The organism is Pseudoalteromonas sp. ABV4_021 (assembly GCF_056159365.1).
The window spans coordinates 140,018-165,786 of record NZ_JBSWVB010000001.1 but is presented as its reverse complement, the minus strand read 5'-3'; the positions used below and the strand labels follow the sequence as shown (position 1 = coordinate 165,786).

General features: G+C 43.1%; 14 protein-coding genes and 3 rRNA genes. 3 read left to right on the top strand and 14 right to left on the bottom strand.

The window, feature by feature from the left end; genetic code table 11:
- Positions 1 to 14: 14 nt before the first annotated feature.
- Positions 15 to 668 (top strand): glutathione S-transferase family protein, encoded by a 654-nt coding sequence (locus ACXAFE_RS00745; RefSeq protein ID WP_475147081.1) that lies wholly within the window; start codon positions 15 to 17, stop codon positions 666 to 668.
- Positions 669 to 712: 44 nt separating this feature from the next.
- Here the strand turns inward: ACXAFE_RS00745 and ACXAFE_RS00740 are convergent, their stop codons facing one another.
- From ACXAFE_RS00740 to ACXAFE_RS00730, 3 genes are all read right to left on the bottom strand, one after another.
- Positions 713 to 2,860, bottom strand: a complete 2,148-nt coding sequence (locus tag ACXAFE_RS00740; RefSeq protein ID WP_475147078.1) for a S9 family peptidase — start codon at positions 2,858 to 2,860, stop codon at positions 713 to 715.
- 82 nt (positions 2,861 to 2,942) lie between these two features.
- Positions 2,943 to 3,389, bottom strand: a complete 447-nt coding sequence (locus ACXAFE_RS00735; protein ID WP_475147075.1) for a 3-phosphoshikimate 1-carboxyvinyltransferase — start codon at positions 3,387 to 3,389, stop codon at positions 2,943 to 2,945.
- Between the two features lie 6 nt (positions 3,390 to 3,395).
- Positions 3,396 to 3,824 carry an Lrp/AsnC family transcriptional regulator gene (locus tag ACXAFE_RS00730; RefSeq protein ID WP_010562240.1) on the bottom strand — a complete coding sequence of 143 codons (429 nt, stop codon included), beginning with the start codon at positions 3,822 to 3,824 and terminating at the stop codon, positions 3,396 to 3,398.
- Positions 3,825 to 3,979: 155 nt separating this feature from the next.
- On the opposite strand from ACXAFE_RS00730, the gene yjeH reads away from it, so the two are divergent.
- Positions 3,980 to 5,224, top strand: coding sequence for an L-methionine/branched-chain amino acid transporter (yjeH, locus tag ACXAFE_RS00725; protein ID WP_475147069.1), 1,245 nt, complete (start codon positions 3,980 to 3,982; stop codon positions 5,222 to 5,224).
- Positions 5,225 to 5,226: 2 nt separating this feature from the next.
- Here yjeH and ACXAFE_RS00720 read toward each other — a convergent pair whose 3' ends face one another.
- The 5 genes from ACXAFE_RS00720 to ACXAFE_RS00700 all read right to left on the bottom strand — a co-directional run bounded on the left by ACXAFE_RS00720 (position 5,227) and on the right by ACXAFE_RS00700 (position 13,208).
- Positions 5,227 to 6,726 (bottom strand): hypothetical protein, encoded by a 1,500-nt coding sequence (locus tag ACXAFE_RS00720; protein ID WP_475147066.1) that lies wholly within the window; start codon positions 6,724 to 6,726, stop codon positions 5,227 to 5,229.
- A gap of 380 nt (positions 6,727 to 7,106) precedes the next feature.
- A 5S ribosomal RNA gene (rrf, locus tag ACXAFE_RS00715) occupies positions 7,107 to 7,221 on the bottom strand.
- Positions 7,222 to 7,423: 202 nt separating this feature from the next.
- Positions 7,424 to 10,306: ribosomal RNA gene (locus tag ACXAFE_RS00710) — 23S ribosomal RNA — on the bottom strand.
- Positions 10,307 to 10,589: 283 nt separating this feature from the next.
- A 16S ribosomal RNA gene (locus ACXAFE_RS00705) occupies positions 10,590 to 12,122 on the bottom strand.
- The 16S, 23S and 5S rRNA genes sit together here, the layout of an rRNA operon.
- A gap of 612 nt (positions 12,123 to 12,734) precedes the next feature.
- The gene (locus tag ACXAFE_RS00700) at positions 12,735 to 13,208 is read right to left on the bottom strand and encodes a GNAT family N-acetyltransferase (protein ID WP_475147064.1); all 474 of its coding nucleotides are present in this window, start codon (positions 13,206 to 13,208) and stop codon (positions 12,735 to 12,737) included.
- 219 nt (positions 13,209 to 13,427) lie between these two features.
- Here ACXAFE_RS00700 and ACXAFE_RS00695 point away from each other — a divergent pair, with 219 nt between their 5' ends.
- A complete protein-coding gene (locus ACXAFE_RS00695) occupies positions 13,428 to 13,838 on the top strand; it encodes a VOC family protein (RefSeq protein WP_475147062.1) in 411 nt (136 codons plus the stop codon).
- A 23-nt stretch (positions 13,839 to 13,861) separates the two neighbouring features.
- Here the strand turns inward: ACXAFE_RS00695 and ACXAFE_RS00690 are convergent, their stop codons facing one another.
- The 6 genes from ACXAFE_RS00690 to rpoC all read right to left on the bottom strand — a co-directional run bounded on the left by ACXAFE_RS00690 (position 13,862) and on the right by rpoC (position 25,718).
- Positions 13,862 to 16,573, bottom strand: a complete 2,712-nt coding sequence (locus ACXAFE_RS00690) for an ATP-binding protein (protein ID WP_475147058.1) — start codon at positions 16,571 to 16,573, stop codon at positions 13,862 to 13,864.
- 474 nt (positions 16,574 to 17,047) lie between these two features.
- Positions 17,048 to 18,232 carry an elongation factor Tu gene (gene tuf / locus ACXAFE_RS00685; RefSeq protein ID WP_138634216.1) on the bottom strand — a complete coding sequence of 395 codons (1,185 nt, stop codon included), beginning with the start codon at positions 18,230 to 18,232 and terminating at the stop codon, positions 17,048 to 17,050.
- A 61-nt stretch (positions 18,233 to 18,293) separates the two neighbouring features.
- Complete coding sequence (gene fusA, locus ACXAFE_RS00680; protein ID WP_237131302.1) at positions 18,294 to 20,411, bottom strand: elongation factor G; 2,118 nt, start codon at positions 20,409 to 20,411, stop codon at positions 18,294 to 18,296.
- 27 nt (positions 20,412 to 20,438) lie between these two features.
- Positions 20,439 to 20,909, bottom strand: a complete 471-nt coding sequence (gene rpsG / locus ACXAFE_RS00675) for a 30S ribosomal protein S7 (protein ID WP_010562301.1) — start codon at positions 20,907 to 20,909, stop codon at positions 20,439 to 20,441.
- Positions 20,910 to 21,009: 100 nt separating this feature from the next.
- Entirely contained in the window at positions 21,010 to 21,384 is a 375-nt protein-coding gene (gene rpsL, locus ACXAFE_RS00670; RefSeq protein WP_010562300.1) for a 30S ribosomal protein S12, read from the bottom strand.
- A 158-nt stretch (positions 21,385 to 21,542) separates the two neighbouring features.
- Complete coding sequence (gene rpoC / locus ACXAFE_RS00665; protein ID WP_237131303.1) at positions 21,543 to 25,718, bottom strand: DNA-directed RNA polymerase subunit beta'; 4,176 nt, start codon at positions 25,716 to 25,718, stop codon at positions 21,543 to 21,545.
- Positions 25,719 to 25,769: the final 51 nt, after the last annotated feature.

Genomic DNA, 25,769 nt, shown 5'->3' with positions numbered 1-25,769 from the left:
GAGAGTAACACTAGATGGATTTATATATCGCCAATAAAAACTATTCGAGCTGGTCATTAAGAGTCTGGCTTGTAATGAAAAAATTTAATTTAAGCTTCACTGAACACAACTTACAATTAGAGACACCAAGTTTTAGCGATACCCTTGTCACAATTGCTCCAATCGCTAAAGTGCCTGTGTTAGTTGATGGTAGTACAACGACATGGGATTCGCTTGCAATCTGCGAATACATCAATGAAGCTTATTTATTTAATAAAGGTTGGCCAAGTGATCCGCAGCAACGTGCAAAAGCTCGCGCATTAGCGGCAGAAATGCATGCTGGTTTTAACTCATTACGCAATCAACTGCCTATGAATATACGCGCAAAGCGCAAGGTGGAACTGACAGCGCAAAGCCAAAATGACATTGCGCGCATTGAGCAGATTTTTAGTGAACAACACACACTGTTTCAACATCAAGGTGGTTGGCTATTTGGTGATTGGGGAATTGTTGATGCCATGTTTGCGCCTATCGCGCTGCGTTTTAAAACCTATGGCATTTCATTAAATGCTCCTGCAACGGCTTATATGCACAAGGTATTGAGCTGTTCTGTACTTGCCGAGTGGATAGATCTGGCTTTGCAGGAAACTGAGATTGTTCAAATGGATGAAGCGGGCGAAGAAATGTAACTTAGCTTAATAGAAAAGGGGCTTTCGCCCCTTTAATATGTGTATTACTGCTTTAGTAAATCAATGAAGAACGCATATTCTAATGCAGTATCGTTTATGCGCTTAAAGCGACCTGATGCACCACCGTGACCTGCTTCCATATCCGTTTTGAATAGTAGTAGGTTATCGTTCGTCTTATATTCACGCAACTTAGCAACCCACTTCATAGGTTCAAAGTACTGTACTTGCGAGTCATGTAAGCCAGTAGTTACTAACAAGTTTGGATACGCTTGACGCTTAACCTGGTCGTAAGGTGAGTAACTTAACATGTAGTCATAGTACGCTTTTTCATTCGGGTTCCCCCACTCATCATACTCGTTTGTAGTCAGTGGAATTGATTCATCAAGCATAGTGGTAACTACATCGACAAATGGTACATGCGAAGCAACACCGCGATATAACTCTGGCGCTTGGTTAATCACCGCACCCATTAATAAACCACCGGCACTGCCGCCAACCGCAAATACTTTATCTTTTGCACCATAACCTTGCTCTACAAGCGCTTTAGTTACGTCAACAAAGTCGTTAAAGGTATTTTTCTTAGTGAGTTTTTTACCATCTTCATACCAAGGGCGACCGAGCATTTGAGAGCCTCGAATATGGGCAATGGCGTAAACAAAACCACGGTCAAGCAGGCTTAAACGTGACGTTGAGAAAGTCGGGTCGAAGGTTGCACCATACGAGCCATAACCATATTGGTAAAGCGGGTTAGTACCGTCTTTTTTAAACTTATCTTTATGATAAACCAGCGATACAGGTACTTTTTTACCATCGCGTGCCGTTACCATAATGCGCTCAGATACATAGTTATCAGAGTTAAAGTCACCTAATACTTTCTGTTCTTTTAGTACAGTTTTTTTACCGTCTTCTAACGTATATTCAATTACACTAGAAGGCGTTGTCATACTGGTGTAGTACAAACGAACAGAAGCATTATCAAGCTCATTATTACCGTACATACCTGAAGCAAACGCAGTATCTTTAAAGTCCAGGTTAAACTCTTTGCCTGAATCAAGCTTACGCACAGTTACATTCGTTAAACCATTTTCACGCTCTTGATAAACTAAGTGATTATCAAATAACGTAATGTCTTCAAGTTTTACGTTATCACGCGCAGGGATAACTTCTTGCCAATGCGCCTTATCACCTACTTTACTTGCATCCACCTTCATTAAACGGAAGTTAACCGCATCTAGGTTAGTAGTAATGTAAAAATCGTTATTTAACTTAGCAATACTGTATTCGTGTTTGTCTTCACGCGGAATAAAACGTGTTGGTTTCGCCTTAGCGTCGTTCGCATCGATAATTGATACGCCACGTGCTTCAGTACTTGAATGGTGAATGTAAACTAAACTGCTGTCTTTACTCTTACTAATATAAGTGTAGTAAGCTTTGTTTTTCTCTTCATAGACTAGCTCATCATTACTTTGGTCCGTTCCCAGCACATGGCGGTAAACCTGATAACCAAGCAAGGTTTGCGGATCTTTTTTGATGTAGTACAAGAAGGTATTGTCGTTACCCCAAACAATATTGCCTGAAGTACCTTCAATTTTATCTTTTAAATATTCGCCTGTAGTTAGGTCTTTAATGCGAATAGTGTAAATACGGCGACTTAATGTATCTTCGCCGTACGCCAGTAAATTATCGTTTTCACTTACAGTTAGTGTGCTAACACTAAAATAATCGTGTGCTTTTGCTAATTCGTTAACATCTAACAGTACTTGTTTATCGGTTCCTGCTAAATCTTTTGCACGCGTGTACACGCTGTATTCGTTATCACCACTTACTTCACTACCGTAGAAGTAATCACCCTGTTTTACCGGTACAGACTGATCATCTTTAACAATGCGCCCTTTGATCTCGTCAAATAATTGCGCTTGCAGTGCTTCAGTATGTTTTAATTTTTGTTCGGTATAACTATTTTCAGCTTCTAAATGCGCTAGAATTTCAGGATCTTTGCGTTCATCGTCACGCATCCAATAATAGTTATCAACGCGTGTGTTCCCGTGGTGCGTCATTTCAAATGGCACCTTTTTTGCGATAGGCGCTACTAAACTTTTTTCTTGTGAAGAAATTGCATTATCTGCATTAGAACATGCAGCTAACACTGATGCAGATACTAAGCCCAGTGCAAGTGATTTAACTATTCTCATTATTTTTCCTTTTTTAGCAACTACCTCATGCTATACCAGCAAAATCTAGATAACTATACTTTAAAGTAACCAAATGTTAACGCTAATTGAGAACGCTCTCTTTAAACCAACTCCAAATACCAAGAGAGAAGTTTGGAAAAAGGTCAATACCAAGTGCCGACTTAATAAGGTACAGGATCAGCAACCCCAATAATGAGCAAAAAACTAAAAAGCAACTCATAAACAACGACTGAAAAAACAGCCCTTTCCTTTTTTCAGCTCTTGAAAGCTCCCTTCTGTTCCTTCCAGCAACAAATACGTAATAATAACGATAAGAAAAAAATGAAATAGTACTGCGAAAGTCTATTTTATGTTTTCCCCAGCTACGGGCGCCCAAAGCTATTCTTAAGTTTGCTAATTGCTCTTCAGTAAAACTATTTTGGACTTTTTCGGGCATTCGGTTAAGTAAGCTTTGTAAAGTCGGATCTTTTCTAAGAGATGACCTAGCCTGCATGTTTTCTTGTTCTAATCCCTTATTCGTTTGATGCATAATGCTCTATCCTAAATTATTAATCCATTCACTCATTACGACATGCGTTTTTATTTTTACGATATCAGGCTCTGCATCTAAGTATTCTCTGATCTCATGAAGTCGTTGCATCGAATCTGTTTGCACGTAAACCAATAAATCCATGTCGCCAGTAATACCATGGCACGTTAAAACTTCCGGGATCACCTGAAACACCTTAACAATGTTTGAACAACGCGTGCACTGATGCTGAATTTCAAAGTAAGCAGATACACCTACTTTTTGCGATTCACTTAGCAACACTTGATAGCCGCGAATTTGCCCCTGACGTTCTAGTTTTTTAATCCGCTCTGTAACAGCTGAACGCGAGAGATTTACAGCATCAGCTATCGCCGATACGCTTTGCCTCGCGTTTATTTTTAACTGGCCAATAATCGCCTGATCAAATTTATCCATTTGCATACTTAATCACCTAAACCTTCAAAGTGTTTTAATTTTGCTTAAATACCGTCATTTTACCTGCATATCACACACTCTGCCTAGTAACTCAAACAGTTTGAGATAGTAAATATTTCTATACTAGCGCTATTAAAAACCATAAACAAAGTAACATGAAATCAGTTAATACAGGCATTGGACGCTGGCAAGGCGCCGGCATGATGGCAACAACCTTACTCGGTACCGGAGTATTTATACTACCGCAGCTAACCGTCGAAATGTCGGGAAGTAATGCACTATACGCTTGGCTCCTACTGACAGTTGGATTAATCCCTATTACTTATGTGTTTGGAAAGCTATCGTCACTTTTTCCACATTCGGGCGGCCCTGCTCACTTTGTTGAAAAAGCCTTTGGCAAAACTGCAGGCAGAGTCATTGGCTTAATGTTTTTGTTAGTCGTGCCAATTGGTGCACCCGCAGCCATTATTATGACCTTCCAGTTTGTGCAAGGAATGATAAATATTAGCGGTGTACAATTGTTACTCGCCGAACTCACTGCGCTTTTATGCCTGTTTTACATAAACCGAAAAGGCATTCATGTTTCTGCAAAACTACAGTTTCTGCTTACCCTGTTAATCACCTTTATTGTCATGCTGTTATTTACTTTCAGCAATGAACAAGTCGTAATGCAATCGAAAACAACGCTGAGTTTGGATAGCGATAAAATACTAAGTGCCGCGGGTCTCGCTTTTTGGAGTTTTCTTGGTGTTGAAGCTATGTCACACCTTGCCAATGAGTTTGAAAAGCCAAAGCAAGATGTTATTCCAGCGATGATTATTGGCAGTGTCATTGTTGGCGTGATTTATTTATTATCTACAGTATTAGTTTTGGCCCACCCGAATGATCAAAAGCTGGCGATTATCGGGGTATTTAACCACTATTTCAGCGGCGGAAACTATATTATAGGAATACTTGGTACAGCAGGCGGCCTTGCTACCATCAACGTCTACACAACAAGCTTAGCTAAACTAGTAGCAAGCTTCGCTGAACAAAAAGTATTGCCCAAACCATTAGCATACACAAACCAATATAGTGTACCGCAAAGAGCGTTGACTTGTGTGCTGAGCATAATGGCAACAGTACTCGTTATAACCTATTTCAGCGGCCAAGATCTGGAAGACTTAATAAATTGGGTAAATGGTGTGTTTGTTATTATCTATATTGCAACCATGTGCTCTGCATGGGTATTACTCGCAGCAAAACACCGTATTACGATTTCGTTAGGGTTTATTGCCTGCATGACTCTTGCATTTGGCATTGGCGCGCACATGGCTTATGCACTGTTATTAGCTACGGTGTTAATACCTGCGGTAAAATGGCAAAACCGCGGCAGTGTGCAACTCGCTAATAACTGCTAATGCTATAGCATAGCTAGATTACTGTTTTTAGTGGTGCCATCCTTTTTCCAAAAGACTAACGCTGGCACCTGAACTTCCCATACTTCATTAGCATTCCACACATACGGTGGTTGATAACGCTGTGTAAACACCACCTCTTCTAGCCCCGAGTTCTCACGAGTAGATTCAAAATAAATATTAGTGCTGCGTACCACCAACACTTCGGTTTGGCTAAGTGATTGTATGTGGTTACGTGTAATTTGTTTTACGTAAGGCTCTTCTGGGTTTTTAGGAAATAGAGAAGAAACGATGCCTTTTTCAATTTGCTCAGTTTCATGCGAGATAAAATAAACACCACTACCAAGTGGAAATCGTCCGACCATACGTAAAAATAAGGCACAAAAATTAGCGTTATACTCCCCTTGCTTCATGCCATCTTTTAGAATGTCATATGCGCTATACATAACGCGATAATCATATTCCTCTTTTGTAGAAAGCATAAATGAAGCGTACACCATAGGAATACGCATTAAGTCACGCAGCTCAGGTTCTTGATTGTCAAAATCAATCAACTGGGTCATAAAATCTAACTTGGCATTTTCGATTTCAAAGAACTCATCACGTTCTTCTTTTTTATCAAAACGCCTTTGCGGTAAACCAACACCCTGATGTAAGTAGAGATAAGAATTTCGTTTAATGCCAGCCAATAACTTATTACGCTGCTCTGCATCTAACAGCCTGAACCGATTACCTTGATAAATTGCTTCAGCATGAGGTGCATAGGAGCCAATATGACGAAGCAAAGTAGCCTTAACGATGGGTTTAAGCACTTCTTCACGATAAGCCATTTTCTGCTCTTTGGTGAACGGCTTGTAATCATGACGCTGCATTAAGCTGACTTTATCGTATCCGATAATATCGCTCAGCGCTTGCTTTAAATAAGGTGAAGAAAATTGGTTAAATAGGCGTGCTTCTTCAAAAAGCGCAACGGTTAATGCCGTAATATAAATTGGTTTGTTTTTTTCGTTTCGCGTACAACGAACCGTTTCATTGGGTAGCGGCGTTGAAAGTACCATGGTCCCCAAAAACTGGCTGAATATTTTAGGCCCATCGAGCAAATCGAGAATATTGTCGATTAGCTTTTCCAGTGAAATGTAACGCTCGCCACGAGCCTTCAAACGCTCGGCTGCTATTTGTTTGATGCGCAGCTCTGCTTCATCGATCTTTTGATGCAGTTTTTCCAAATAACGCTGAGCCGACCGTTGCCCTTTAATAAGCGGATACTTACCTTTTTCTTTGCGGTAGTTTTCGACAATATCGATATGTTCTTGGTAAGCGACGATCTTTTTATTTAACTGCGTCAGTTCGGCTTCGTATTCGTAGTGTTTTTCAAAAAACAGAGACGCCTCTTCCAACATCTTACGATAATCGTATTGGAATTCTGATATTTTCTTCGAGATAGCGCTAGCCATATTTGGGATAGCGGATAACCGATCTGTTTGATACTGAATAAAGCGCTTCATATTCTTATTATTTATGTTTACACACGGTGTTAAGCTAATTTATTTTTGCTTTTTGTGTAGAAAGACACACTTCTTATCGACACAAAAAGGCATTAGTGTAACTAAGTTAATAAAATTAATCAGTTTAACGTGTGGCTAAACAACTTCACATATATGTTAATACTACTATATTACGTGAAAATGCAGTAATTAAAACGTCATTTTTACCATAAGCTAGAACAGCAAAATACGTACAGAAATATGTTTACTCTGCTGACTGAACTTAGATTCAGAGTTCAGGATTCAGCAATATCCTGAACTCTGGTTGCTTAATCCTAAAATCTTTTATGTCTAAAACGCAAAAAGCCCGCTCAATGAGCGGGCTTTTTACTTAATTAGGAGCTTGGCGATGTTCTACTTTCACATGGGCGAACCCACACTATCATCGACGCTGTTTCGTTTCACTTCTGAGTTCGGCATGGGGTCAGGTGGTTCCAAAACGCTATAGTCACCAAGCAAATTCTGTGTGCAAATGTTCAATGGCGTAGCCATTTTATTTGCGCAAGGTGCGTATCTGTTAACACTTTTTGTTAAGAGACACACTTTGCTTAAATTCGGAAAACTGTTTCTTTTATCTCAATTCGTAAAGTTTCTACTTTAGTACTTTGCTCTTTTCGAGCTATTCAACTTCTGCGGGTCTAAACCACTTTGGCGTTGTATGGTTAAGCCTCACGGGTAATTAGTACAGGTTAGCTTAATGGCTCACACCACTTCCACATCCTGCCTATCAACGTTGTAGTCTTCAACGGCCCTTCAGTTAACTCAAGTTAAAGTGAGAACTCATCTCGAGGCTCGCTTCCCGCTTAGATGCTTTCAGCGGTTATCGATTCCGAACGTAGCTACCGGGCAATGCAATTGGCATCACAACCCGAACACCAGCGGTTCGTCCACTCCGGTCCTCTCGTACTAGGAGCAGCCCCTCTCAATTCTCAAACGCCCACGGCAGATAGGGACCGAACTGTCTCACGACGTTCTAAACCCAGCTCGCGTACCACTTTAAATGGCGAACAGCCATACCCTTGGGACCGACTTCAGCCCCAGGATGTGATGAGCCGACATCGAGGTGCCAAACACCGCCGTCGATATGAACTCTTGGGCGGTATCAGCCTGTTATCCCCGGAGTACCTTTTATCCGTTGAGCGATGGCCCTTCCATTCAGAACCACCGGATCACTATGACCTACTTTCGTACCTGCTCGACGTGTCTGTCTCGCAGTTAAGCTTGCTTCTACCATTACACTAACCGTACGATGTCCGACCGTACTTAGCAAACCTTCGTGCTCCTCCGTTACTCTTTGGGAGGAGACCGCCCCAGTCAAACTACCCACCAGGCACTGTCCACAACCCCGATTCAGGGGCCTATGTTAGAACATCAACACTACAAGGGTGGTATTTCAAGGACGGCTCCACACAATCTAGCGACTGTGTTTCAAAGCCTCCCACCTATCCTACACATGTAGGGTCAATGTTCAGTGCCAAGCTGTAGTAAAGGTTCACGGGGTCTTTCCGTCTAGCCGCGGGTACACAGCATCTTCACTGCGATTTCAATTTCACTGAGTCTCGGGTGGAGACAGCGTGGCCATGGTTACACCATTCGTGCAGGTCGGAACTTACCCGACAAGGAATTTCGCTACCTTAGGACCGTTATAGTTACGGCCGCCGTTTACCGGGGCTTCGATCAAGAGCTTCGCCGAAGCTAACCCCATCAATTAACCTTCCGGCACCGGGCAGGTGTCACACCCTATACGTCATCTTTCGATTTTGCAGAGTGCTGTGTTTTTAATAAACAGTCCCAGCCACCTAGTCACTGCGACTCTCGTCCGCTTAGAGAGCAAGTCTCATCACAGATAAGAGCGTACCTTCTCCCGAAGTTACGGTACAATTTTGCCTAGTTCCTTCACCCGAGTTCTCTCAAGCGCCTTAGTATTCTCTACCTGACCACCTGTGTCGGTTTGGGGTACGATTCGAAATAATCTGAAGCTTAGAGGCTTTTCCTGGAAGTATGGCATCAACAACTTCACATCCGTAGATGCTCGTCTCGTATCTCAGCCTTAAAGAAACCCGGATTTACCTAAGTTTCAAGCCTACATACTTTCACATGGACAACCAACGCCATGCTTGTTTAGCCTGCTCCGTCCCCCCATCGCAATTATTCCAAGTACGGGAATATTAACCCGTTTCCCATCGACTACGCCTTTCGGCCTCGCCTTAGGGGTCGACTCACCCTACCCTGATTAGCATGGGATAGGAACCCTTGGTCTTCCGGCGAGCGGGTTTTTCACCCGCTTTATCGTTACTCATGTCAGCATTCGCACTTCTGATACCTCCAGCATGCCTCCCGGCACACCTTCAACAGCTTACAGAACGCTCCCCTACCCCGCGAATAAATTCGCAGCCGCAGCTTCGGTGGTATGTTTAGCCCCGTTACATCTTCCGCGCAGACCGACTCGACCAGTGAGCTATTACGCTTTCTTTAAAGGATGGCTGCTTCTAAGCCAACCTCCTGGCTGTCTGGGCCTTTCCACATCGTTTCCCACTTAACATACACTTTGGGACCTTAGCTGGCGGTCTGGGTTGTTTCCCTCTCCACGACGGACGTTAGCACCCGCCGTGTGTCTCCCGGATATTACTTATTGGTATTCGGAGTTTGCAAAGGGTTGGTAAGTCGGGATGACCCCCTAGCCTTAACAGTGCTCTACCCCCAATAGTATTCGTCCGAGGCTCTACCTAAATAGATTTCGGGGAGAACCAGCTATCTCCCGGTTTGATTAGCCTTTCACTCCTAGCCACAGGTCATCCGCTAGCTTTTCAACGATAGTCGGTTCGGTCCTCCAGTCAGTGTTACCTGACCTTCAACCTGCCCATGGCTAGATCACCGGGTTTCGGGTCTATACCCAGCAACTAAACGCGCAGTTAACGCTCGCTTTCACTACGGCTCCCCTAAATGGTTAACCTCGCTACTGAATATAAGTCGCTGACCCATTATACAAAAGGTACGCAGTCACAGAACGAATCTGCTCCTACTGCTTGTACGTATACGGTTTCAGGTTCTATTTCACTCCCCTCACAGGGGTTCTTTTCGCCTTTCCCTCACGGTACTGGTTCACTATCGGTCAGTTGGGAGTATTTAGCCTTGGAGGATGGTCCCCCCATATTCAGTCAAAGTTTCACGTGCTCCGACCTACTCGATTTCACTGTAAATAAGTTTTCGTGTACGGGACTATCACCCTGTATCGTCAAACTTTCCAGAATGTTCCACTAACTACATTACAGCTTAAGGGCTAATCCGATTTCGCTCGCCGCTACTTTCGGAATCTCGGTTGATTTCTTTTCCTCGGGGTACTTAGATGTTTCAGTTCTCCCGGTTCGCCTCACTTACCTATGTATTCAGTAAGTGATACCACTAAGTGGTGGGTTTCCCCATTCGGAAATCCTAGTCTCAAGCGCTTTTTACTAGCTTGACTAGGCTTATCGCAAGTTAATACGTCCTTCATCGCCTCCAACTGCCAAGGCATCCACCGTATACGCTTAGTCACTTAACCATACAACCCAAAATGGTTTGTATCGTCAAAGACAGTTTTTAACTCCGACAGAAGTTAAATATTGAATACTAAAGTAGATACCAACATATTCTTTATTAAAGAGTATGCGGCATATTTTCTTTACTTTATTTTGAGAACTCTAAATTAAATAATGCACTTACTAAGTAAGTACTTAATTTAAAGTTTGTCAGCTTTCCAAATTTTTAAAGAGCAAATTAACTAAGCGTTTGCTTAGCTAACAATCATCTGTGTGGACACTTCGAACAAAAAGTTCTAAATCGTATAAGGAGGTGATCCAGCCCCAGGTTCCCCTAGGGCTACCTTGTTACGACTTCACCCCAGTCATGAATCACTCCGTGGTAAGCGCCCTCCCTAAGGTTAAGCTACCTACTTCTGGAGCAACCCACTCCCATGGTGTGACGGGCGGTGTGTACAAGGCCCGGGAACGTATTCACCGCGACATTCTGATTCGCGATTACTAGCGATTCCGACTTCATGGAGTCGAGTTGCAGACTCCAATCCGGACTACGACGCACTTTAAGTGATTCGCTTACTCTCGCGAGTTCGCAGCACTCTGTATGCGCCATTGTAGCACGTGTGTAGCCCTACACGTAAGGGCCATGATGACTTGACGTCGTCCCCACCTTCCTCCGGTTTATCACCGGCAGTCTCCTTAGAGTTCCCGACCGAATCGCTGGCAACTAAGGATAGGGGTTGCGCTCGTTGCGGGACTTAACCCAACATCTCACAACACGAGCTGACGACAGCCATGCAGCACCTGTCTCAGAGTTCCCGAAGGCACCAAACTATCTCTAGTAAGTTCTCTGGATGTCAAGTGTAGGTAAGGTTCTTCGCGTTGCATCGAATTAAACCACATGCTCCACCGCTTGTGCGGGCCCCCGTCAATTCATTTGAGTTTTAACCTTGCGGCCGTACTCCCCAGGCGGTCTACTTAATGCGTTAGCTTTGGAAGACAGTTCCGAAAAACCGAACTCCTAGTAGACATCGTTTACGGCGTGGACTACCGGGGTATCTAATCCCGTTTGCTCCCCACGCTTTCGTACATGAGCGTCAGTGTTGACCCAGGTGGCTGCCTTCGCCATCGGTATTCCTTCAGATCTCTACGCATTTCACCGCTACACCTGAAATTCTACCACCCTCTATCACACTCTAGTTTGCCAGTTCGAAATGCAGTTCCCAGGTTGAGCCCGGGGCTTTCACATCTCGCTTAACAAACCGCCTGCGTACGCTTTACGCCCAGTAATTCCGATTAACGCTCGCACCCTCCGTATTACCGCGGCTGCTGGCACGGAGTTAGCCGGTGCTTCTTCTGTTGCTAACGTCACAGCTAGCAGGTATTAACTACTAACCTTTCCTCACAACTGAAAGTGCTTTACAACCCGAAGGCCTTCTTCACACACGCGGCATGGCTGCATCAGGCTTGCGCCCATTGTGCAATATTCCCCACTGCTGCCTCCCGTAGGAGTCTGGACCGTGTCTCAGTTCCAGTGTGGCTGATCATCCTCTCAAACCAGCTAGGGATCGTCGCCTTGGTGAGCCATTACCTCACCAACTAGCTAATCCCACTTGGGCCAATCTAAAGGCGAGAGCCGAAGCCCCCTTTGGTCCGTAGACATTATGCGGTATTAGCCATCGTTTCCAATGGTTGTCCCCCACCTAAAGGCATGTTCCCAAGCATTACTCACCCGTCCGCCGCTCGTCATCTTCTAGCAAGCTAGAAATGTTACCGCTCGACTTGCATGTGTTAGGCCTGCCGCCAGCGTTCAATCTGAGCCATGATCAAACTCTTCAATTAAAAGTGTTTTTGGACTTACGTCCGACTCAATGAATTCTGATTTTGATTTCTTTCGAAATCGAATTGACTGTGCGTTATTATTTTCACTTTTAAAAAAGTAAAATCAAAACAGCTCAAGGCCGAATCTTTTAATAACTTATGGTCACTCAGTTCAATTAAGTCTAAATTTTGTTACGCTAAAAGCGTATGTTAGAACTTAATCTGTACGAGTGCCCACACAGATGATTGCTTCTATTTGTTAAAGAACTACGTTCTCAGCTCAGGGCTGTTTAAAGAACGCTGCAAGTGCTTTACTTGCCGCGACGCTTCGTCGCTGTTAGGGTTGCGTATATTACGCTTTCCTAATTTTTTGTCAACACTTAATTTTGATTATTTTCTTTTTATTTTGAAAACCTTCAAAACTCAGTTTTACTTAACTCAACCAACTCGTGATTCGCTGCTATGCTGCGTCGTTCCCCGTGTTGGTGGAGGCGCATTATAGACAGATCCGGATTTGGATCAACCCCTATTTCAAACTTTTTTTAGCTTTTTGGATCGTTTGGGTGAAATACGTACAAAACAGCTCATTTTTGTACGTTTTCTTATCAAAGATGCCCTTTAAAGCGGGTTTAATTATGAATTTTGGGCCTCTGTATTAAATGATTGCTGCGTTACCTCACCCCAATATTCATCATTAATCTTTGTTTCAGTGTAGTTTGCATTGAAGCTTGTGATTGCGTTTCGCCAAAATTGCGTTGCCTTACCTGCACCCGCAATCTGTTTAATCTGCCATGCACCACCATAATGTTGCCAAATCCAACTCGCGAATTTACTTCCTAACCCTTGCTCTCTTAAACTTGGAACTATATAAAACTCACACACCTCAAATTGTTTACTAGCAATTTGTTTGATTGCTGCAAAGCCAATTGGCTTACCTTCTAAATAACAGAGCAAACCAAAAACATTATCAACCAGCTCTGTGTCGAGATCGAACAGCCCCATGTGGTTAGGTAATTTACCTGTGATTTTTGAAAACTCAGCTTCATACCCTTGCAACAAGTTTAAATACACACGCATGTTGGTTTGTTCTACTACAACTACTTCCACTGTTATAACTCATTTGACCAATAATTTTTCAATCATCACACAAAACCGCTTTTAAAAAAATATAAATAGGGCTTTACCTCAATCTAACTTGAGCTTTTATAGTCATCCTGCTTTCTCAATTTAAGGAATGATTTTATGCACTCATTTACACGCTACCTTTGTACTTTAAACAAATATTCAGTCTTGGTATCAACTTCAGCATTAAAATAAGGAGCCACAATGTTTTTGGAACACGTTAATTTAGTTGTTACTGATCTAAATAAGTCACTGACTTTTTATCAAGCAGCTTTTCCACACTGGCGAATTCGCGCAAAAGGAAGTGGAGAATGGTACGGCAAGCCACGACAATGGATGCACTTTGGCGACGATTTTAATTATATTGCATTAAGTGACCATGGTGAGGGAGAGATAAGAAGACTCTCTGGTCATCAAACAGGACTTGCGCACTTTGCCTATGTTGTGAGTAATTTGGATGCGCTCATAATGCGTATGTGTGACGCAGGCTTTTTTGTCGATAAAGGTAGTGAGCACCCTTTTCGTAAAAATGCCTATTTTATTGACCCCGATGGATTTGAAGTGGAGTTTGTCGAGTATTTAAGTGATCTGCCTGCTGAGCGAAATAGCGATTAGCATATACTTTGCCTTCTAATGTGTTATTCGCTAGTTACAGTTAACTCGACTAAGGTCTCAATTAATTTATTAATATCGATGGGTTTTGCAAGATGGGCGTTAAACCCTTCACTTAAATACCTTGTAACATCACTTTCAAGTACGTTCGCTGTTAACGCTACTATTGGAATGGTGCTATTTAGCTGCCGAATATATTTGCAAGCTTGTTCACCATCCATCTCTGGCATTTGAATATCCATAAAAATGATGGCTGGGTTTTCTTGTTGAAATAAGTCAATTGCTTGCTTTCCATTTTCAGCGATTAATAGTGTTGCTTTCGCTGGCGCCATAATTGCCTTAAACACAGTTTGATTTACTTTATTATCTTCAGCCAACAAAATGGTTGTGCCATTGAGCGACGGCATCGTTAACTGTGCATCGTCACTTGGTTTTAATACTTCACGACTTTCGTGTATCAATGGAATTGTGAGCTTAAACTGAGATCCTTTGTTTAGCTCACTCGTCACTTCAATTTTACCTTTCATTAAGTGCACGAGTTGTGCAACGATTGCAAGCCCTAAACCTGTGCCCCCAAATCGACGTGTTGTCGATGTATCTGCTTGTTCAAACCGTTCAAAAAGACGTGTTACTTGGGTATCACTCATACCAATACCTGAATCTGCTACTTCGACTTTAATACCTCGCTTATACTTTACAACCCTGACGTCAATTTGACCTGAGTCTGTAAATTTTATCGCGTTACTAATTAAGTTGAGTAAGATCTGCTTAATGCGCGTCGGGTCACCTTTCCAAACACCTACTACTGACGACGTAGAATGCAGCTTAACTTCCAATTGTTTTTCATCTGCAATACTCTTTTGCTCGGTTACCGTGTCTTGAACCAATTTCTCTAAATCAAATTCGGTAGATTCAATTTCGAGTTTTCCTGCTTCCAGCTTAGATATATCGAGAATATCATTAATTATAGTTAGTAGTGTTTTACCCGAAGAGAGCGCACTGTCAGTTAGCTCTTGCTCTTTTTTCGCTTGTTTGGATTTTCTTAGTAATTGCAATGTGGATAAAACAACATTTAACGGGGTACGAATTTCATGACTCATATTTGCAATAAATTCGTTCTTTACTTGGTCTGCTTTTTTGAGTTGTTCAATTACTGTGGCTAATTGTGCTGTTTTGTCTTTTACCTTACGCTTTAGCTGATCGTTAAAACCCGCAATAATTAAAGTAAACATCACACCGATTGCCGCAATAATAAAACCCACAATGAGTGTAAGCCAACTTAACCAATCCTTTTTGGTATTTTCAAAACTATCAGTACTCTCAAAATGAACTAGCCAATCGCGGCCAAACCACGCTAACTGATAAGATTTAGCGAAGTGTAAGCTATGGCTCGTATTATGTTCTTGTTCTAGACCTGCAACATACGGCGAACTAGGCGATTGCTTATCTGAAATTGCAAAGTGATAATAATCTGAAGAAGCATCTTCAAGCATTAGCTTTTCAAGCGATTTATCAACTTCAATAACCACTTCGGCAATACCTAATAGCTTGTCGTCACTATTTCTAAAGACCGGAAAGTAAATTACATTACCTGTTAATTTATCTGATTGTTGCTGTAAGCGAACTGGCGGTGTTGCTTTAATTGCCCGTGATTTTATCGCTTCAAATACGGTATCACCTGCAATTGGGTGACTCGCTAAATCGAGACCAATAGCCAAACTATTAGTAGAGTATGGCGCTGTTAGACTGATCGGAAATATTTGTGAAAACTGCCTGCTTTCATCGATGATTCTAAGTTTTGACCCTTCCAGCCCTCGTTCAGACTGCTTTTCATACCAAGCTTGCGACTCTTCACGCTCTAAACAGTCTAACCAAGCAATTGCACGGTAAGGAATACCGCCATTATTAAGAGACGATGCAATTAACTGAAATTCATCAATATTGGGATCAATACCATTACGAAACAAAGTTGCCAAAGCAAACAGGTTAGTTTCGATTTGTCGTTTGAGTATTTGTAATTCATAAACTTTCTTTTCAGTAATATCTGCGAAAGTTAGGTTTAAATTTTTACGATACACTTCTTTTGAATAAGAAAATGTAAAGCACACTGATATCAGCAATAAGGTACCTGTAACCAATACAACTTTAACGTTACTCACTGGCCTAAAAAGCTTAGATGGAAGTAACATGCCAAATAATGGGAAGAAAAACAGCACACCAACACTGTCACCAACCCACCAAGTGAACCAAACAAAATCGACGATACTAAATGGAATAATACCCTGTAAGTATAAAGAGCTCGTACCAATTGTTGCAGAAACCATACAAGCAAACGGGCTGACTAAAACTAGCGCTTTTAACAAAGGTTTTGCCGCATTTAAGCTAAGTGGAAAATCACACAACTTTTTTAGGAGCAAACAGCTAATGGCGGCCTGCAACAAAGCGCCCGCGGCACGAACACTGTTCCACATTAAATCGGAAGCAGAAATGGAAAAAATATCGTTTCCTGAACTATAAATATTCGCCAGCAAAGCGCCGACAAAAAGTGGTATATACGCCTTACTGCCATAGCGTAATGTAACAATTGCGGCGTACCCTGCAGCTGGCCATACTGCGCTCGCAAAACCAGGCTCTATACGAAAAAAAGTACCGAATACACCAAAAGAATAATAACCAAGCACGATAAGTACAAAAACAACCAGATCGTTGCGAAGTAATCTTGTTAGAGTAAGCGGCATTCAGTAAGCCTTCTTTTGTATAATGAACTGTTTAAACATAGCACAAAAGTTAGCTCATAATACGATTAATCAGATACTTAAATATGGCAAGTGCTGGCTAAAGAATCTAGAAAAATTATAGCTGGTATAAAATCGCATTGCGCTTTCTAAAACAACAGAGCAATACTTAACTCTTGTGGTAGCGAAGCGTTAATCGTGCAACAAGCGCAATATGGACTAATAAGTAACGTTGAATATTAATGAATAGCGAATGACGAAGTTCCCTTCATTCAACAGCACTACAAAGTAACATGCTTTAAAGCCAAGTACGCTATTTCTGAGCGACTGCTCAAGACAAGTTATCGCCAAGCGGTCGGCGATATAAAATGATGTGAAACGAGAACGTTAAATTAAACAAAATATAGATATTTTTGACATAAAAAAACCCGAGCCTAAACTCGGGTTTTTCAATGCTTATGCATTAACTATCAAGAATTAGTCTTCGATAGTTGCTACAACACCAGCACCTACTGTACGGCCACCTTCACGGATCGCGAAACGTAGACCTTCGTCCATCGCGATTGGAACGATTAGCTCAACAGTCATCTTGATGTTGTCGCCTGGCATTACCATTTCTACGCCATCTGGTAATTGGATATCACCAGTTACGTCAGTTGTACGGAAGTAGAACTGTGGACGGTAGCCTTTGAAGAATGGCGTGTGACGACCACCTTCATCTTTAGATAGTACGTATACTTCTGAAGTGAACTTCGTGTGTGGCTTGATTGAACCAGGCTTACATAGAACCTGACCACGCTCAACTTCATCACGCTTAGTACCACGTAGAAGTGCACCAATGTTCTCACCCGCACGACCTTCGTCTAGAAGCTTACGGAACATTTCAACACCCGTACAAGTAGTAGTTGTAGTTTCTTTAATACCTACGATTTCTACTTCGTCGTTCACGTTGATGATACCAGCTTCAACACGGCCTGTTACTACTGTACCACGACCCTGGATTGAGAATACGTCTTCGATAGGCATGATGAATGGCTTATCGATGTCACGCTCTGGCTCTGGGATGTAAGAGTCTAGTGCTTCTGCAAGCTCAACAATCTTGTCTTCCCACTCTTTCTCGCCTTCTAGTGCTTTAAGAGCTGAACCTTGGATTAGTGGTAGGTCGTCACCTGGGAAATCGTACTCAGAAAGAAGTTCACGAACTTCCATCTCTACTAGCTCTAGTAGTTCTTCGTCGTCAACCATGTCACATTTGTTCATGAATACGATGATGTAAGGTACACCAACCTGACGTGAAAGAAGGATGTGCTCACGTGTCTGTGGCATTGGGCCATCAGTCGCTGCTACTACTAGGATTGCGCCGTCCATCTGTGCAGCACCTGTGATCATGTTTTTAACATAATCCGCGTGTCCTGGACAGTCTACGTGTGCGTAGTGACGAGTTGGTGTATCGTACTCAACGTGTGAAGTTGAGATTGTGATACCACGCTCACGCTCTTCTGGAGCGTTATCGATTGCTGCGAAGTCTTTCGCTTCACCACCGTATACTTTTGCAAGTACGTTAGTGATTGCTGCTGTTAGAGTTGTTTTACCGTGGTCAACGTGGCCGATTGTACCTACGTTTACGTGCGGTTTCGAACGTTCAAACTTTTCTTTTGCCATTTTCTTAAATTCCTATAAAGAAATTAAAGTCCGATCCCACATGAATCGGACCGAACTAAAATTACTTAACAGCGCGAGCTGCAATAATTGCGTCTGCAACATTTGAAGATGCTTCTGCGTACTTGAGGAATTCCATCGAGTACGAAGCGCGCCCTTGTGTTGCAGAACGAAGGTCTGTTGCATAACCGAACATCTCAGCAAGTGGCACTTGTGCGTTCACCTGCTTAAGACCACCTGGCGCTTCGTCCATGCCTTCGATCATACCGCGACGACGGTTTAGGTCGCCTACTACATCACCCATGTTTTCTTCAGGGGTGATAACTTCAACCTTCATAACCGGTTCTAATAAGGCTGGGTTCGCTTCAAGCGCACCTTTCTTGAATGCCATAGAACCTGCGATCTTAAACGCCATTTCATTCGAGTCTACATCATGGAATGAACCATCATATAGCGTCGCTTTAACGCCTAATACAGGGAAGCCAGCTAATACACCATTTTGCATTTGCTCAGCAACACCTTTTTCTACCGCAGGAATGTACTCTTTTGGAACAGCGCCACCAACGATTTCGTTAACGAATTCGAAGTTTTCAGCATCCTCTTCCGTAAAGTCCATTGGCTCAAGTTTCAGCCAAACGTGACCATACTGTCCGCGACCACCAGACTGACGTACAAACTTACCTTCAACTTCAACAGTTGAGCGGATAGCTTCACGATACGCAACCTGAGGCTTACCAACGTTACATTCAACGCTGAATTCACGTTTCATACGATCAACGATAATGTCTAAGTGAAGTTCGCCCATTCCTGAAATGATGGTCTGGCCTGATTCTTCATCTGTTTCGACACGGAAAGATGGATCTTCTGCCGCTAGTTTACCTAGCGCGATACCCATTTTTTCTTGGTCAGCTTTGGTACGCGGTTCAACCGCCACTGAAATTACTGGCTCAGGGAATTCCATACGCTCAAGTGTGATGTGTGAATCAAGTGAACACAGAGTGTCACCTGTTGTTACATCTTTCAGACCAATTGCTGCCGCGATGTCGCCAGCGCGAACTTCTTTAATCTCTTGACGGTCATTTGAGTGCATTTGCACAATACGACCAAAACGCTCACGCTTACTTTTAACTGGGTTGTAAACTGTATCACCAGTGGCTACAACACCTGAGTAAACGCGGAAGAAAGTTAGCGTTCCAACAAATGGGTCGGTTGCAATTTTAAATGCAAGCGCCGCAAATGGTGCATTGTCATCAGCAGGACGTTCTTCTTCTGTCTCGCCATCGTCTAAAACACCTTGGATTTGCTTAACTTCAGTTGGTGACGGCATGAATTCAATCACAGCATCAAGTACCGCTTGTACACCTTTGTTCTTAAATGCAGAACCACAGGCCATTGGAACGATTTCGTTCGCAAGCGTACGTTGACGAATTGCTGCTTTGATTTCTTCTTCCGTTAATTCACCATCTTCTAGGTACTTTTCCATTAACTCTTCGTTTGCTTCAGCAGCAGACTCAACTAAATGAGCACGCCATTCTTCAGCAAGGTCTTGAAGGTCCGCAGGAATATCTTCGTAAGTGAAGCTCATGCCCTGATCTTCTTCAGACCAGTTAATCGCTTTCATCTTGATAAGATCAACGACTCCTTTGAAGTCGTCTTCAGCACCGATAGCAAGTTGGATTGGTACAGGTACAGCGCCTAAACGGCTCTTAACCTGCTCAACTACCATCAAGAAGTCAGCACCTACGCGGTCCATCTTATTAACAAAGATCATGCGTGGTACTTCATATTTATTTGCTTGTCGCCACACCGTTTCCGTTTGTGGCTGGACACCAGATGAAGCACAAAGTACTACAACCGCACCATCGAGTACGCGTAAAGAACGCTCTACTTCAATAGTGAAGTCTACGTGTCCTGGCGTATCAATAATATTAATACGGTGGTCTTCGAACTGAGCGTCCATACCTTTCCAGAAACACGTGGTTGCAGCAGAAGTGATCGTGATACCACGCTCTTGCTCCTGCTCCATCCAGTCCATAGTTGCGGCACCGTCGTGAACTTCACCGATCTTATGACTAAGACCGGTGTAGAAAAGAACACGTTCTGTAGTGGTGGTTTTACCCGCATCTACGTGGGCACAAATACCGATATTGCGATAACGCTCAATTGGAGTTGTACGTGCCATAATATCCTCTTAAAACTTAAGAGCTTACTACCAACGGTAGTGAGCGAATGCCTTGTTCGCTTCAGCCATACGGTGAACGTCTTCACGTTTCTTAACCGCAGTGCCTTTGTTTTCAGCAGCATCAATCATTTCTTGTGCAAGACGTAAGCCCATTGATTTTTCACCACGCTTACGAGCTGCTTCAACTAACCAACGCATACCTAATGCGTTGCGACGAACTGGGCGTACTTCTACTGGTACTTGGTATGTTGAACCACCAACACGGCGAGATTTAACCTCTACCTGTGGACGAACATTTTCAAGTGCCGATTCGAAGATTTCTAGGTGCGACTTGCCTGATTTCTCAGCAGCCACGTCTAGCGCACCATATACGATTTTTTCAGCAGTTGACTTCTTACCGTCTAACATTACTACGTTAACGAATTTAGCAAGAAGCTCTGATCCGAACTTCGGATCTGGAAGAATTTTACGTTGACCTATTACGCGTCTTCTAGGCATTTTAATCTCTCCGATTTCTTCAGGTCCGCTTTACTTCAGCGAATCCCCAAAACAATATTAATTACAAATTTAAGTGCTTGGCCTTACTAACGGAGAACCATTAGCCCTTAGGGCGCTTAGCACCGTACTTAGAACGACCTTGACGACGGTCGTTAACGCCTGCACAGTCAAGTGCACCGCGAACAGTGTGGAAACGTACACCTGGTAAGTCTTTAACACGACCACCACGGATAAGAATTACACTGTGCTCTTGAAGGTTGTGACCTTCACCACCGATGTATGAAGTTACTTCGAAACCGTTCGTTAAACGAACACGCGCTACTTTACGTAGAGCCGAGTTTGGTTTCTTAGGTGTTGTTGTATATACACGAGTACATACGCCACGCTTTTGAGGACAAGCCTTAAGCGCAGCTGAGTTATTTGATTTAACCTTGCTGCGACGTGGCTTACGCACTAGCTGGTTGATAGTTGCCATTAAATAGCTCCTAATAAATTAAACTACTGAAAAAAATCCGCCCTTTTACTTCACTGAGCAAAAGGGTGGCGGAATTTTAATGAGCAAAGTTTAACCTGTCAACATAAACTGCACATATAGCCCGAAATTTAGGCTATATGTGCGAGTTGCGATTAAGGTTATTCTTGCTCGCCTTCGATGCCAGCATTAAGTGCATCGGTTAGTGCTTGTGATGCTTCATCTACACTAACTGTTTGCTCTTCAACACTTTCACCTTGTTTGCGACGATTGATACGGTCTTGGTGGTAGGCAAAACCAGTACCCGCCGGAATCAAGCGACCTACAATTACGTTTTCTTTAAGACCACGTAATTCATCGCTCTTACCATTTACTGCTGCATCAGTAAGAACACGAGTTGTCTCTTGGAATGATGCTGCAGAAATGAATGATTCTGTCGCAAGTGATGCTTTAGTAATACCCATTAGCTGAATTTCAAATTTAGCTGGGATCTTACCTTGCTCTTCAAGATCACGGTTTGCGATATTAACGCGCGCCACTTCAACTTGTTCACCTGCTAGGAATTCTGTATCACCACCGTCTAGGATGATGCACTTACGGATCATCTGACGAATGATAGTTTCGATGTGCTTATCGTTAATTTTTACACCTTGTAAACGGTATACTTCTTGTACTTCGTTTACGATGTAGTTAGCAACATCTGTTACACCACGTAGGCGAAGGATATCGTGTGGCGACTCTGGACCGTCGGCGATAACTTCACCTTTCGATACTGATTCACCTTCGAACACGTTAAGCTGACGCCATTTAGGAATCATCTCTTCGTATGCATCACCTTGCTCTGGTGTAATAACTAAGCGTTTCTTACCTTTAGTTTCTTTACCGAAACTAACTGTACCTGTGATTTCTGCAAGAATTGCTGGATCTTTCGGCTTACGCGCTTCAAATAAGTCAGCAACTCGTGGTAGACCACCGGTGATATCGCGTGTCTTCGAACCTTCTTGCGGGATACGTGCTAATACTGCACCAGCCGCAACCGTTGAACCATCAGTCACTTCAATTGTAGTGAATGAAGGAATACGAATTTCTTGAAGACCGCGCTCATCGTTTTCGATGATTAACTTAGGCTCTTTCGCGTTAACTTTCGCAAGGTCTTTAACAACCATACGCGTAAGACCAGTTAGTTCGTCTGTTTGCGATTCTACGTTTGAGTCATCAATGTCGCTGAACTGAACTTTTGATTCGTGTTCAACAATGATTGGGTGACTATGCGGATCCCATGTCGCAACGATATCGTTACCAGCAACGTCAGCACCATCTTGTACTGAAAGAACCGCACCGTAAGGTACTTTATAACGCTCTTTCTCACGACCGTGCTCGTCGATAACTGTGATTTCAGTTGAACGAGATGTAATTACAATCTTACCATCTGAGTTAAGAACGTATTTCGCATTGTGTAACTTCAAGCTACCGTTGTTCTTAACTTGTACGCTGTTCTCTGCAGACGCTCGAGATGCCGCACCACCGATGTGGAAGGTACGCATCGTAAGCTGTGTACCCGGCTCACCGATTGATTGAGCTGCGATAACACCTACTGATTCACCTGGATTAATTAGGTGACCGCGTGCAAGGTCACGACCGTAACAGTTAGCACATACACCAAAGTCGTTATCACATGTGATAACTGAACGTACGCGTACTTCGTCCACTGAGTTCTCTTCTAAAAGGTCACACAGTTTTTCGTCAAGCATTACGTTACGCTCAACAAGTACTTCTTCAGTACCTGGCTTTAATACGTCTTCTGCAACTACACGACCTAATACACGTTCGCGTAGCGGTTCTACAACGTCACCACCTTCAATTAGCGGCTTCATTGTTAGACCATCTTCAGTACCACAGTCTTGCTCGTTGATTACTAAGTCTTGTGCAACGTCTACTAGACGACGCGTTAGGTAACCCGAGTTCGCTGTCTTAAGTGCTGTATCGGCAAGACCTTTACGCGCACCGTGCGTCGAGATGAAGTACTGTAGTACGTTTAGACCTTCACGGAAGTTCGCCGTGATTGGTGTTTCGATGATTGAACCATCTGGACGTGCCATTAGACCACGCATACCAGCTAACTGACGGATCTGAGCGGCGCTACCACGTGCACCTGAGTCAGCCATCATAAATACTGAGTTGAATGAATCTTGCTCTTCCTCAACACCTTCAGCGTTGATTACAGTATCTTTTGATAAGTTTGCCATCATTTCACGTGATAAGTTTTCATTTACACGTGACCAGATATCGATAACTTTGTTGTACTTTTCACCTGCAGTTACAAGACCAGACTGGAACTGTTGGTTAATTTCGTTAACTTCTGCTTCAGCAGCGTCGATGATTTCAGCTTTAACTGGTGGGATTTCCATATCGTTAATACCGATAGAAACACCCGACTTCATCGCGTAGTGGAAACCTGTGTACATTACTTGGTCAGCAAACACTACTGTGTCTTTTAGACCTAGACGACGGTAACACTCGTTAAGAAGACCTGAAATCTGCTTCTTACCCATTGCCTTGTTAACAAGTTCAAATGGTAAGCCTTTAGGCATGATAAGTGAGAAAATCGCACGACCTACTGTTGTTTCAACTAGGTGTGTAATTTCGCTCTTGTCGCCTTCTTCGCTGATAACCGTTTCAGTTAAACGAACTTTAACGCGTGCGTGTAAGTCAGCAACACCTGTGCGGTATGCTTTCTCAGCTTCTTTCGCGTCTTTAAATACTAAACCTTCACCGTTCGCATTAATGCGATCGCGCGTCATGTAGTAAAGACCTAATACAACGTCCTGTGAAGGTACGATGATTGGCTCACCGTTCGCTGGTGAAAGAATGTTATTGGTTGACATCATTAGTGCACGTGCTTCTAGCTGTGCTTCTAATGTTAACGGTACGTGTACCGCCATTTGGTCACCATCGAAGTCAGCGTTATATGCCGCACACACTAATGGGTGTAGGTGAATCGCTTTACCTTCGATTAAAACTGGTTCAAACGCTTGGATACCAAGACGGTGAAGTGTTGGTGCACGGTTAAGTAGAACCGGGTGCTCACGAATTACTTCATCAAGGATATCCCAAACTTCAGGTACTTCGCGCTCTACCATCTTCTTCGCAGCTTTGATAGTAGTCGCCATACCGCGGCGCTCTAATTTACCGTAGATAAATGGCTTGAATAGCTCGAGTGCCATTTTCTTAGGAAGACCACACTGGTGTAGTTTCAGGGTAGGACCTACAGTGATTACAGAACGACCTGAGTAGTCAACACGCTTACCAAGAAGGTTTTGACGGAAACGACCTTGCTTACCTTTGATCATGTCTGCAAGCGACTTAAGTGGACGCTTGTTAGAACCTGTGATCGCACGACCGCGACGACCGTTATCAAGTAGTGCATCTACCGCTTCTTGTAACATACGCTTTTCGTTGCGTACGATAATGTCTGGTGCAGCTAAGTCTAAAAGACGCTTCAGACGGTTGTTACGGTTGATTACACGACGGTATAAATCGTTCAGATCAGATGTTGCAAAGCGACCGCCATCTAGTGGTACTAGTGGACGTAGATCTGGTGGAAGAACTGGTAATACAGTCATGATCATCCACTCAGGGTTGTTACCTGATTGGTGGAATGATTCCATCAACTTAAGACGCTTAGTGATCTTCTTACGCTTAGTTTCAGAGTTAATTGTTGGTAACTCTTCGCGCATTTCTGCAATTAGCTGACCAAGGTCAAGGTCACGAAGTAGATCAAGTACAGCTTCTGCACCCATCTTCGCTTCGAACTCATCACCGTGCTCTTCTAATGCATCTAGGTATTCTTCTTCACCTAATAGCTGACCACGCTCAAGCGTTGTCATACCTGGCTCTGTTACTACGAATGATTCGAAGTAAAGTACGCGCTCGATATCACGTAATGTCATGTCTAACATTAGGCCGATACGAGACGGTAATGATTTAAGGAACCAAATGTGCGCTACAGGGCTAGCTAGCTCGATATGACCCATACGGTCACGACGAACCTTAGTTAATGTAACTTCTACGCCACACTTTTCACAAATAACACCACGGTGCTTTAAGCGCTTATATTTACCACATAAACACTCATAGTCTTTTACTGGGCCGAAAATACGAGCACAGAATAAGCCGTCGCGCTCAGGCTTGAAAGTACGGTAGTTGATTGTCTCAGGTTTCTTTACCTCACCAAATGACCATGAACGTACCATATCTGGCGAAGCTAGACCGATGCGGATCGCATCAAACTCTTCGGTCTTGTTTTGTTGCTTCAGAAACTTAAGTAAGTCTTTCACCTTAGCTCTCCTAAAGGAGGTTAATCTTGGGGGCGGTCCATTTTAGCCACC